Origin of the sequence: Mucilaginibacter defluvii (assembly GCF_039543225.1) — a bacterium.
Lineage (GTDB): Bacteria > Bacteroidota > Bacteroidia > Sphingobacteriales > Sphingobacteriaceae > Mucilaginibacter > Mucilaginibacter defluvii.
In genome coordinates, this window is record NZ_BAABJI010000002.1 from 1977792 (window position 1) to 1990009 (window position 12218).

The 12218-nt window shown below is 44.7% G+C and carries 14 protein-coding genes; 9 read left to right on the top strand and 5 right to left on the bottom strand.

Annotation, left to right across the window (positions count from 1 at the left end; all coding sequences use genetic code 11):
• Positions 1-3: 3 nt before the first annotated feature.
• The 4 genes from ABD960_RS15035 to ABD960_RS15050 form a co-directional block, all read right to left on the bottom strand.
• Entirely contained in the window at positions 4-687 is a 684-nt protein-coding gene (locus ABD960_RS15035; RefSeq protein WP_345331968.1) for a response regulator transcription factor, read from the bottom strand.
• A gap of 5 nt (positions 688-692) precedes the next feature.
• Complete coding sequence (locus ABD960_RS15040; RefSeq protein ID WP_345331969.1) at positions 693-1568, bottom strand: hypothetical protein; 876 nt, start codon at positions 1566-1568, stop codon at positions 693-695.
• A gap of 14 nt (positions 1569-1582) precedes the next feature.
• Entirely contained in the window at positions 1583-1918 is a 336-nt protein-coding gene (locus ABD960_RS15045; protein WP_345331970.1) for a hypothetical protein, read from the bottom strand.
• 137 nt (positions 1919-2055) lie between these two features.
• Positions 2056-2934 (bottom strand): FAD:protein FMN transferase, encoded by an 879-nt coding sequence (locus ABD960_RS15050; protein ID WP_345331971.1) that lies wholly within the window; start codon positions 2932-2934, stop codon positions 2056-2058.
• Positions 2935-3093: 159 nt separating this feature from the next.
• Here ABD960_RS15050 and ABD960_RS15055 point away from each other — a divergent pair, with 159 nt between their 5' ends.
• The 5 genes from ABD960_RS15055 (at position 3094) to ABD960_RS15075 (ending at position 7454) form a co-directional block, all read left to right on the top strand.
• Positions 3094-3858, top strand: a complete 765-nt coding sequence (locus ABD960_RS15055) for a UDP-2,3-diacylglucosamine diphosphatase (protein ID WP_345331972.1) — start codon at positions 3094-3096, stop codon at positions 3856-3858.
• 94 nt (positions 3859-3952) lie between these two features.
• Entirely contained in the window at positions 3953-5026 is a 1074-nt protein-coding gene (gene prfA, locus ABD960_RS15060) for a peptide chain release factor 1 (protein ID WP_345331973.1), read from the top strand.
• 90 nt (positions 5027-5116) lie between these two features.
• Positions 5117-5512, top strand: a complete 396-nt coding sequence (locus ABD960_RS15065; RefSeq protein WP_345331974.1) for an HYC_CC_PP family protein — start codon at positions 5117-5119, stop codon at positions 5510-5512.
• Positions 5513-5596: 84 nt separating this feature from the next.
• Entirely contained in the window at positions 5597-6094 is a 498-nt protein-coding gene (locus ABD960_RS15070) for a heavy-metal-associated domain-containing protein (RefSeq protein WP_345331975.1), read from the top strand.
• A 559-nt stretch (positions 6095-6653) separates the two neighbouring features.
• Positions 6654-7454, top strand: a complete 801-nt coding sequence (locus ABD960_RS15075; protein WP_345331976.1) for a hypothetical protein — start codon at positions 6654-6656, stop codon at positions 7452-7454.
• Here the strand turns inward: ABD960_RS15075 and ABD960_RS15080 are convergent.
• Positions 7339-8073, bottom strand: a complete 735-nt coding sequence (locus ABD960_RS15080) for a YfiT family bacillithiol transferase (protein ID WP_345331977.1) — start codon at positions 8071-8073, stop codon at positions 7339-7341. The genes ABD960_RS15075 and ABD960_RS15080 overlap by 116 nt on opposite strands.
• Before the next feature lie 83 nt (positions 8074-8156).
• Here ABD960_RS15080 and ABD960_RS15085 point away from each other — a divergent pair, with 83 nt between their 5' ends.
• The 4 genes from ABD960_RS15085 (at position 8157) to nusA (ending at position 12202) form a co-directional block, all read left to right on the top strand.
• Complete coding sequence (locus ABD960_RS15085; protein WP_345331978.1) at positions 8157-9971, top strand: FAD-dependent oxidoreductase; 1815 nt, start codon at positions 8157-8159, stop codon at positions 9969-9971.
• Between the two features lie 5 nt (positions 9972-9976).
• The gene (locus ABD960_RS15090) at positions 9977-10390 is read left to right on the top strand and encodes a hypothetical protein (protein ID WP_345331979.1); all 414 of its coding nucleotides are present in this window, start codon (positions 9977-9979) and stop codon (positions 10388-10390) included.
• A gap of 107 nt (positions 10391-10497) precedes the next feature.
• Positions 10498-10962: a ribosome assembly cofactor RimP gene (rimP, locus tag ABD960_RS15095; protein WP_345331980.1), complete on the top strand. Its 465-nt coding sequence runs from the start codon at positions 10498-10500 to the stop codon at positions 10960-10962.
• 4 nt (positions 10963-10966) lie between these two features.
• Positions 10967-12202, top strand: coding sequence for a transcription termination factor NusA (nusA, locus tag ABD960_RS15100; protein ID WP_345331981.1), 1236 nt, complete (start codon positions 10967-10969; stop codon positions 12200-12202).
• Positions 12203-12218: the final 16 nt, after the last annotated feature.

Below are 12218 nucleotides of genomic sequence, written 5' to 3' on the forward strand. Positions count from 1 at the left end.
TGATTAACTGTTAACAACAATTTTGTAGCCCAGTCCCCGTACCGTTTCAAGCCAGTTTGGCGATGCGAAGGCATTGAGCTTTTTACGTATATTTTTAATGTGGGCGTCAATATAGTTCGAATCGTAATCGTCGTTAACCACACTACCCCAAATGTGTTCACTTAATTGCGTACGGGTAAGCGTGCGGTTTTTGTGCAGCAGCATGTAGGCTATTAGGTCAAATTCTTTTTTGGTGATGGTATTTATTACGTTACCCTCATGGCTGATGGTACGCTCGGTCAGGTTGATCAAAAAGTCGCCCAATGTTACCGTATTCTGTTTTAACCCAAATTTTCGGCGGGTAATGGCCTGCATACGACTTTGCAATTCGAGCAGCGAGAATGGCTTGGGCACATAATCATCAGCTCCCAGGTCGAGCCCGGTGATACGGTCATTCACCTCGGCACGAGCGGTAAGTATAATGCAGGCGGCTTCGGGGTTGTTGCGTTTGGCTTCTTTAAGCAGATCCAAACCATCATAATCAGGCAGGCCGAGATCAATCAATATAAAATCGTACAGGTTTACCGATATTTTTTCGGAAGCCGAGCGGCCGTTGTACGCCACCTCGCAAACATAATTGTTGTTGGTCAAAAAAATATCTACTTCACGGGCCAGCGAGCGTTCATCCTCTATAATGAGTACATTCATCAGTTTTAATAAAACAGGTAATAAAACGTTAAATTAAAAAAAGATGCGTGTCTGTTCTGCAATGCGTTTTCAACATTTACCGGGATAGAGTACCGGTATGCTGCCTCAAGGGTGTAATGCGGCGTATTATATGCTACCGGAACTTTTAAATAGTAATTGAGCACCGTAAAGCGGCCGTTGTTACGTGTAAGCATGGCCGCGTTAAATATCTTATCACGGTTATGAGCGTAAAACCTGTCTTCTGAGTAACGGTTTACAAAGTTTTGTGTACCAAATATTACGTTTACCGATGGATTGATGGTGATATAATCGTTATCGGTAAAAACGCTCCAGTCTGGCTCAATATATTTAGACTGGCTTACAGTTAAAAAGAAGTCGTTTGATTTACCGAACAGGAAATCGGCCGTGGCACTCGTTTTCAGGATTTTCCAATCGTACGAGTTCTTGAAGTTGATATCGTTTGTTGATGCCGATTTTATAATGCGCGCATCATTATTAAATATAAAACGGGTGTAGCTGATGTTGCTGGAGTACTTTTTATTTTTTGATTTAAAATAGTATCCTGCGCCAAGATCGACCTCATCAAACAGCGGGTCGTACCCCAAAACCTTCAGCGCCGAGCCGTAGATAAAAAAGCCCGATTTATCATTATACACCACATCAGTTGCTACATAAGGATATTTGACCGGACCAACACGGCCAAAAAATATAGCATCGTTACCATAATTTATACCTACTGATACTGAACGTTTTCGTACCGGGACACTGTCACTGTCAGCAGCGGCTGTGGTTGCCGGTGGTAAAAAAAAGCGCGGCTCGGTTGCAGCGGCATTGGCCACAGCAAATAAAAACGAAAAAATAAATAAGCTTAAATACCTCATTTGCCGCTTTTCAATTAACCGCCGTTACGCCTGATAATTTCAGGTGGGCGCTCCATACCGTCAGGCCTGCGTTGCTTGCGCTTTTTAGTCTGCCCGGTATCTTGGCCTACCTTTTCAGGTTTAAGTTGCTTTTTTGCTCGCGCAATTTCCTTTATTTTATTCTTTTCCTCCTCGTCTTGTTGTTTTTTTGACCGCTTGTTGATAATTGTATCGCCGCGGGTTTGGTAAAAAGTAGCAACGGGTGCCTGTACAATATTATTGTTGGATGAATTTTGCCGGTAGTTTTTCGCAGCAGATGATAATAGCGGAACTGCCAGGAACAACAGTATTATATATAGCCACTTTATCATTTAACGGAGAATAGTAAAAATATTCGCAATATCACACAATAACAATTTACCGGTGCATAAAAAACATAAAACCGCTATAATTAATACAGCGGTTAATTAATTTAATTGTATATAAATTGTTTGGTTGAAATTGCTTTTTAAAGCGTAATGCTTTTTGATGTGTAAACCCTATCGTGGTCATCAACTATTACGCAAGCTACCTGGTTAAGCCTGTTAATCAGGTACAAGCCAGCGTTAACACCTATACTGATAACCGGCGCGGCCATTGCATCGGCCAGTTCAGCGGTTGGGCTCATAATGGTTACACTTTTTATAGCGCTCACTTCAAAACCTTTATTGGTTACGGCGGTAACATTCTTTTTAGCAGTTACAGCATCAACATTAACCGAAGTGGCTAATGCCTGGTTGCTGATGTTCAGTTGAGCATAAGGCTTATCCGCCTGCTCAGGGTCGGCAGCGGCAACCGTCCATGGTTCTCTATCCGGCTGTGTTCCCCAGGCAATCATATCGCCGCCGGCATTAATAACGCCGCTGTTTACGCCGCTCATCTGCAATATAAATTTTGCCCTGTCGGCAGCATAGCCCTTACCGCTTGCGGCAAAGCTTATGCGCATACCTTCCTGTAATAAAAACACAGTTTGCTCAGCAGTGTTAAGCATTACATCTTTATAACTAACACCGGCTACGGTTTTTTGCCCGGCACTGTAAGTAATGTCAAAGGTACCGTAAGTAAGTTCAGCTATTTGTAACGAGCGGTCGATCAACCTGAACAATTCGCCATTAACCTTTACGGGCGCAACACCGGCGTTACGGTTAACCTGGTTTACGGTGCTGTCATCGCCAAAGGTGCTCAGCAGTTTGTCAACACGATTTATCTCTGCAATGGCCTCGTTAATACGCTCGGTGGCCCAGCCCGGATTTTCACCAACAACGGTGATCTCAAAACGGGTGCCCATCAGCATGGTTGAATGCCTGTATATAGATGATTTGCTTACTAAATTCTTTATGGCCAGCATATTAATCCGGTTTTAAGTGAAACTTATTATGCTAATACGCAGGCTAAAGTAATTGCGCTACATGAAATTAAAATGAAATGTCAATTCAACCATTAAAACAATTTGGCCTATTAAGGTATAGCTACTTAAAATCGACATAATAACTTACTTTTGCGAGGCATGGCTATACGCAATAAACTCTACTTCGCGTCTGACTTTCATTTAGGTACCGATAGTTACGGCCCCAGCCGCGATCGTGAGGCACGCATCATCCGCTGGCTGGACGGTATTAAGCATGATGCCGCCGAACTCTTTTTAATGGGCGATGTATTTGAGTTTTGGTTTGAATATAAAACCGTGGTACCCAAAGGTTACATCCGCTTTTTAGGTAAACTGGCCGAACTAACTGATGCCGGTGTAAAACTGTACATGTTTAAAGGCAACCACGATATGTGGATGTTCAGCTATTTCACTGAAGAGTTGGGCGCCACCATTATCAGCAATGAACTGGTTATTGAGCGCGGCGGCAAAAAATTCTATCTGCACCATGGCGACGGCCTCGGCCCCGGCGATGGCAGCTATAAAATACTGAAAAAGGTTTTTCGCAGTAAATTATGCCAATGGCTGTTTGCCCGCCTGCACCCTAACCTGGGTATCGGCATTGCCGGCTCATGGTCGCAGCATAGTCGCGATACCAATTTAAAACAACCCAACCTGAAACCCGGTGAGCATGAGTGGCTGGTAACTTTTAGTAATGAGGTGCTTGAACATACTTACTATGATTATTTTTTGTTCGGGCACCGCCACCTGCCGATGGATGTGCAACTGAACAAGGGCAGCCGCTATATAAATCTGGGCGAGTGGTTCAACTATAACTCGTACGCTGTTTTTGATGGCGAACGCCTGCGGCTTGAATATTTTGACAACCCCATAATCCGCCCTTAACGTTTACCTTTCGCTGAATAAAATCCGCCAAAAAAACTGTACTTTTGTGCACTTTTAGCGAGGCCCTTTGCCTTGCTAACTGACTGATAATTTTATGTTAGATAAATTAGAAGCTATACACCAACGCTGGAAAACAGTGGAAGGTGAACTGAGCAGCCCTGACGCCATGGCTGACATGAAGCGTTTTGCCCAGCTTAATAAAGAATACAAGGATTTGAACAAGATTGTTGACGAGTATTTTATCTACCGCAACATCATGAGTAACATTGATACCAATAAGGAGATTTTGGCAACTGAAAAGGATGCCGAGTTTCGCGAAATGGCTAAAGAAGAGCTGGACACCTTATTGATACAACAGGAGGAAAAAGAGGAGCAGATCCGTTTGATGCTGATCCCTAAAGATCCGGAAGATACCAAAAACGCCATTATTGAGATACGCGGCGGTACAGGTGGTGATGAAGCCTCGCTTTTTGCAGGCGATCTTTACCGCATGTACATGCGCTTTTGCGAAAAACGCGGCTGGCGTACCGAACTGGTTGATTATACCGAAGGCACATCAGGCGGGTACAAGGAGATTGTTTTCAACGTACTGGCAGAGGATGCTTATGGTACGCTGAAATTTGAATCGGGCGTACACCGTGTACAACGCGTACCTGATACTGAAACCCAGGGTCGTGTACACACATCGGCAGCATCAGTAGTGGTATTGCCAGAGGTTGATGAGTTTGACATTGATCTGAACATGAATGACATTCGCAAGGATCTGTTCTGCGCATCAGGTCCGGGTGGCCAGTCGGTCAATACCACTTACTCGGCTGTAAGGTTAACACACATACCAACCGGTATTGTTGCCCAGTGCCAGGATCAGAAATCACAGTTAAAGAACTTTGATAAGGCTTTACAGGTACTACGATCACGCGTGTACGAAATGGAGCTGCAAAAGCACCTGGAAGAAACCTCTAAGAAACGCAAGACCATGGTGGCCACCGGCGACCGTTCAGCTAAAGTGCGTACCTACAACTTTCCGCAGGGCCGTTTAACCGAACACCGCATCGGCCTTACCATTTACAATCTGCCCGAAGTAATGAACGGCGGCATTCAGGATATCATGGAAGCCCTGCAATTTGCCGAGAACGCTGAAAAACTAAAAGAAGGCACAACTGCATAAGGCTGCGCCTCAACTCATATTATAAAGTATGCAAGTGTTATAAATTGTTAAACACTTGCATATCACCATAAAAGCACATAGATTTGTGTTATGCTGAAAAAAACAGGTGTCATAACTTTACTGCTGCTGTACTTTGCTACAGTATCCGGGTTTGCCCTGAATTTTCATTATTGCGGTAAAACGGTAGCCTCTGTTAAAATAGAGCAACCCGCTAAAAAATGCCATACAGAAACAGCGGCTTCAAAAATGAAGTGCTGTAAGGACAAAAAGATAGACGTTAAGGTTAAGGATGCCCACCAGGCCGAAAAACCGCAATCCCTTTTAAGCAAAGTATTTTCATTTGACATTGCCGCGCTACCATTCGAGGAGTTCTTCCTGTCGGCACAAAGAGCGTTGTTTGAAAAACTTTTTGACCGCGGTCCGCCTCAGGACGAGCCCAAGTCCAAAAATTCCATCTTCCTGATCAACTGCAATCTGCGTATCTGATTCAAAAAATTAATTTGAAACCGATTAGACATGTGTTTTATAAGCGCGTGCCATTGTTCTTTTAATTAATTTTTTGATAACGATATGAAAACCTTAAAAATATTCATAGCCATTATGGCTATATCTGTTGGCATTGCCAAAGCCCAATTCACTAAAGCCGAAGTACAGGTAAGTGGCCTCACCTGCTCCATGTGCTCAAAAGCAACCGAAAAATCACTCCGTACATTAAGCTTCGTTGATGACGTAAAGCCTGATCTGAACCGCAACGTATTCGTCATCACCTTTAAAAAAGATGCCGCTGTTGATTTTGATAGACTGAGCAGCAAAGTACAAAGTGCAGGCTTCTCGGTAAACAGCCTGAAAGCTACTTATAACTTTGCCGGCACCAAACTCAGTAACAACATGTTCGAGTACTCGGGCAAACACTTCCACCTGGTAAACGCCGGCGACAAAGACATTAATGGCCCGGTAGCCATCACCTTTTTAGACAAGGGCTTTGCCCCGGTTGCCACCAACAAAAAGTACGCCCCGCAAAAACCCGCCGCGCCTGATGGTAAGAAGGTTTATTGTGTAGCGATATAGCACGCACTTGTTCATTTCGAGCGATAGCGAGAGATCTGCACACGTTCGTAATTAAGCAACAGATTTCTACTGGTACCTCGTTCGAAATGACAATAAAATTGAGAAAAGAAAAGAGCGTAGGCCTGGCAGAAAACCGGGCCTAGGAGTATGGCCATGTGCGGATGAAGGTTTTTTCTGCCTTGATGTTTGGTTACTTTGCATCTAAGGTAAAGTAACTGGCCTCTGCGGCCAAGAGCAGAGTGACGATAGTTACAGCACTTACTGCTAATCAAAGCACAGTTCATTACCTGTCCTTAACTTCTTTTGTGCGAACAAAAGAAGCAAAAGTCGCCGGCTGTTTAATTTTCTATCAAAGGCAGTGCATCCACCTGCAACCCGAAAATTAAGAGGCCGGAGGATTAGCTTATGATCGGTCTTCTTTTTAATCCTGTCATTTCGACGTAGGAGAAATCTGTACGAGTTAATAACCAAGCGATAGATTTCTCACTATCGTTCGAAATGGCAATAATTAACAACACAATCAAAGTCCTCCCCTTTGCGGAGGATTCAGGAGGGGTTCATGAAAAAAATACTATTCATCGCCATACTAATGGCGGTCACCATAACAACCTATGCCCAGGAGCTTTATGTGAACACCGAGCCGGCCAGCAACATGGCGGCGCGATCATTAGGCATACGGGTAGAAAACCAGGGCTTTTTTGAGCCTGAATACAAAAACCGCAGCACCCTTGAACTGATGTACGGCGCGAGCAAATACTTTATGTTTCATGGCTCGGCCTATATATCGAACTTTTACCAGCAGGGGCAGCACTTTGAGGGCGGCAGCCTGTATGCCAAGTACCGCTTTTTATCATTCGATAGCGTGCAGCGGCATTTTAGGGGGGCGATGTTCGTTAAGGCATCCAGCATTAAAAATCCGTTGGTCAACCAGGAAATCTCCCTGGAGGGCGATAACTCCGGCCTGCAAAGCGGACTGGTGTTTACGCAACTAATGCACAAGCTGGCCTTATCCGGCTCGGCAAGTTACCTGCGCGGATTTGATAACCGCGGCGGCTACAAATTTGCTGACGGCTATGCACGCAACAGCATCGGCTATACCCTATCGGTAGGCTATTTGTTATTACCTAAAAAGTATAAAAATTACGATCAGGTAAACCTCAACCTGTATGTGGAACTGCTGGGTAAAACCAACCCGGGCCATGCGCAAAGCTATCTGGATATAGCCCCAGCCGTACAGCTCATATTTAACAGCGTTTGCCGATTAGATCTGAGCTATCGCACCCCTTTATATAATGATATGACACGCATGAGCAAGAATATGTATTTGCTGAGGTTTGAGTATAATATCTTCGGGCTATAAGGCAACAGCAAGCCGAGCCCCCCAGCTCCCTAAAGGGGGAGTAATAAACCAAGCTTTTTATGTAGAAAGCTTGGTTTATTGGTTTATTAAACCCATACTTCTTCCTTGTTTCAGTAATATGTGCCAGGTGATGCCTGCCATGCCATGAGTAGGTAGCCAAAGTTTTTTTCAGCGAGTTAGCGGCACCGGTTTCGGGGTGGATGAAGGTACGCTCCCATTCTTTTTCGGTGAAACTTTCAAACAGCACGATCATGCGCTGGTGGATGCCTTCCAGCATTTTTAATGATGGCTCTACAGGTAGGTGATAGTCGGCTTGCAGGGCCCAGTAGGCTTCCTCGTAAGGTTTTATGGTCGGGCTATCCTCGGTAAGGGCGAGTTTAATGCGGGTAATGGAGTTCATGTGGCTGTCGGCTACATGGTGCACCACCTGCCTAAGTGTCCAGCCGCCTTTGCGGTAAGGGGTGTTCAGGTCATCGTCATTTAAACCGATAACCGCCTGCCGCAATTGTCCGGGCAACATACGTATATCGTTCATCCAACGGTAAAGGTCATCATCCGTGTACGATGCCGGAGGCTGAAATTTCCCTATTGGGTAGCGCATTTGTTCGTCGGTAAGCATGGGCAGAATATATTATGTATTAATTTTTCAGTTCAACAAGGTTTTGCCCAAATTAGCGTTTTGTATTTTGTTATTTAAGCCTGATGATAAAAAAGTTACTGCTGCTTTGTGTTTCCCTTCAATGTACTGTTTGTTTTGCCGAAACCATTAAAACGGATGTTCTTGTGATAGGCGGCAGCGCCAGCGGAACAGCAGCGGCCATACAATGCGCGCGCAGCAACGTAAAAACCATGCTGATTGAAACCGGCCCCTGGCTGGGCGGCAGCATGACGGCGGGGGGCATTTGCGTGCTCGACGCGAATAGGAACTTCCAATCAGGCATTTGGGCGGAGTTTCGCAGGCATATCACAAGTTTCTACAAAAAAACACCCGGGTACGATACCACGCTAAACACCGTACTCCGTTACGAGCCCTATACCGGCGCGGCCATCCTGAAAAAAATTGCCGATACGGTTAAAAATCTTACTTATAAACTTAACATGCCCTACACCAATCTTAAAAAAGATGGTACCGGCTGGGAAGTTACCATCACCGAAAAAAATGAACCCATTACCATCAAGGCCCGTGTACTGATTGACGCTACCGAACTGGCTGATGCTGCCACAGTTGTGGGCGTAAAGTTTGATGCCGGTACTGACAGCCGCGCCCAAACCGGTGAAGCGCTGGCCCCGGCTAACGCCACATCTGAAATTCAGGATATAAGCTTTGCCGCGATAGTAAAGGACAACGGCCGGGCGGCTGATCGAACCATAAAAAAACCGGAGGGTTATAATCCCGCGGCGTACAGTTGCCTTAAAGGCACGGACGTAAAAAAACTATTGGCCACAAGCAAACTGCCGAATGATAAATATCTGATCAACTGGTGCGCTAACCAATACACCGTTTCGGTAGAGCAGCTTACGCCCGAAAACCGTGCCCAGACATTTAAAAAAGCGCGGTTGCATACATTAGGACTGATTTATTATCTGCAAACGGTACTGGGTTACAAAAGCTTTAGTTTAGAGGAATATAATACGCCCGATAAATTGCCGTACATTCCCTTTATCCGCGAATACCAGCGGGCAAACGGCATCTTAAAGTTTACCGTTGATGATATTTATCAGCCATATTCGCGGCCAAATAAATTATATCGTACCTATATAACCGTAGGTGATGCCTTGCCGATGCAGGCTTATAATGACGATAAGAACAAGGTGAACTATCCGCCGTTTCCGGCTTATGGTATTCCGCTTACCGCTTTTGTAGCACGTGATGCGGAGAATCTGGTAGTTACGGAAAAAGGCTTATCCGTAAGTCACCTGGCCAATGCCACAACCGCCGACCCTGCCGTGCAGATGACGCTGGGGCAAAGTGCCGGGGCCACTGCCGCTTTCCTGGCGTTTTTTAAAACCACTACTAAAAACCTGCATGCACGCGTTATTCAGGGTGAAGTGTTGGATCATAAAGGATACATTTTTCCAATCAGCGATATTCCTTTCAGCGATCCTTATTTCAGGGCTGTACAGCAGGTATGCGCTACAGGTTTGCTGCAAGGCATTTTTAAAACCGAAGGTAACCGCGTGGCCATGATCTTTCAGCCTGATTCCACCATCAACACAGCCGATATAAAACCTTTACTAAACGAATATTATACACGCGCGTTCATTTGGTTCAACCAAAATAAACCGGGAGAAAAATTTACGGTTGGCAACCTGATGTCGTTCATCAGCGATGTTACCCTGACCGACCCGGAGACGCTTAAAAAGATTATGCAAAAAAACTGGCGGACCGCCTACAAACTTAAAACAACGTTTGATATGAACCGCCCCGTTACCCGCTACGAGTTTGCGGCGCTGGCCAACAAATTCATTAACCCGTTTGCCCGCCGGGTTGACCTTACCGGCCGTGTAATCAATTAATTGGTATGAAGAATTTAAGGTTAATACTGTTGGTATTGCTTTGCGGATGTACTGCTGTTACTAAAGATCAAATCGAGGTAACGGTAAGCGGCAAAAACGAGATCAGTATACATGGCGTACCCGCCGAAGCATTAAAACATATAGCGGCTGATACATCCGGCACGGTATGGCAAAGTTTATTACCGGTATATAAGCTGCCTGCCGATGAGGACTTGATAGACGACCAGCCCCAACAACCCGGAAAGTATAAAATTGTAAACGGTGATGTACTTTTTATGCCTGATACAGCCTTTGTAAAAGGGCAAAAGTATGTTGTTCGTTACTATTATTATGCCGAAGGCGGAAGCCTTTGGGATATTGTAAGTAAGCGTAACAAGCCGGGCAGCCATCCGTACAATGATATACCTTTTAAACTATAAGAAAGTACTTGAAATACAAATAAAAATACTTATATTTGCATTTGAAATACGGAGGGGGCTGGGTAGCCCCCTCTTTTATTTTACCGATAAAAACGGAATACAAGTACATGAATATTGAGCAAAGGGTTACAGAACTTGTTGAAGAGAAGATAGCCGACCGCCCTGACCTGTTCATTGTAAGCATCAAGTTTCACTCGAACAGGAAACTGATGATACTGGTTGATGGTGATAATGGCATCGGCATTGATGATTGTGTAAAGATAAGCCGCCATGTTGGCTTCCACCTGGAAGAAGAAAACACCATTGAAACGGCATATAACCTTGAAGTATCATCACCGGGAATTGATATGCCGCTTACCTTGCCAAGGCAATATGCCAAAAACATAGGCAGGCAGTTATCTGTCAAAACAACCGCAGGTAACAAGCGCGAAGGCAAACTACTGGCCGCTGATGAAAACACGGTGACCATAGAGGAAAAAGTAAAAGAAAAAGGGAAAAAGGCCGAACTGGTTGAAGCCGTTATCCCGGTAAATGAAATAAATGAAGCTAAGGTTTTAATATCATTCAAATAAATAAATGAGCAATATTAATTTAATTGACTCTTTTCAGGAGTTCAAAGATTTTAAGAACATTGACCGCCCTACCATGATGAGCGTGCTTGAAGACGTTTTCAGAAGCATGATCAAAAAGAAGTATGGCACCGACGAAAATTGCGACGTAATTGTTAACACCGATAATGGTGACCTGGAAATATGGCGCACACGCCAGATAGTTGAGGATGGTTTTAGTGAAGATGATGACCTGGAGATTGAGCTTGCCGAAGCAAAGCTGATTGACGAGGATTACGAAGTTGGTGATGAGCATGTAGAACAGATCACGCTGGAAAGCTTTGGGCGCCGCGCTATTTTAGCCGCACGCCAAACACTGGTATCAAAAATACTGGAGCTTGAAAAAGACGAGATATTCAAAAAATATAAAGACCGCGTAGGCGAAATTGTAACCGGCGAAGTTTACCAGGTTTGGAAAAAAGAAACCCTGATTTTAGACGATGAAGGCAACGAGCTTTTATTACCTAAAACAGAGCAGATACCTGCCGACTACTTTAAAAAAGGCGACAACGTAAAAGCGGTGGTTTTAAAGGTTGATATGATGAACAGCAACCCGAAGATCATCATCTCGCGTACTGCCCCCGAGTTTTTACAACGCTTGTTTGAGCAAGAAGTACCGGAGATATTCGACGGTTTGATCACCATCAAAAAGATTGTTCGCGAACCGGGCGAGCGCGCCAAGGTTGCCGTAGAATCATATGACGACCGTATTGATCCTGTAGGCGCCTGCGTAGGTATGAAAGGTTCACGTATACATGGTATCGTTCGCGAGTTGAAGAACGAGAACATCGACGTGATCAACTTTACCAACAACATTCAGTTATATATACAGCGTGCCCTTTCACCGGCCAAGATAACTTCGATTAAGCTTGACGATGAGAAGAAAACCGCTGCTGTGTACCTGAAGCCTGATCAGGTTTCATTAGCCATTGGCCGCGGCGGCCACAACATTAAACTGGCCGGTAAGCTTACCGGTTACGAGATTGATGTTTACCGCGAAGCTGATGAATTGGAAGAGGACGTTGATATTGAAGAATTCTCAGACGAGATTGACAGCTGGATACTCGACGAGTTTAAACGCGTTGGTTTAGATACCGCCAAATCAGTTTTAGCCCTTAGCGTTGGCGAACTGGTTAAACGCACTGACCTTGAAGAGGAAACCATAAAAGAAGTACTGTCAATATTGCAAGCGGAATTTGAATAAAATCAATTAAGCCGAT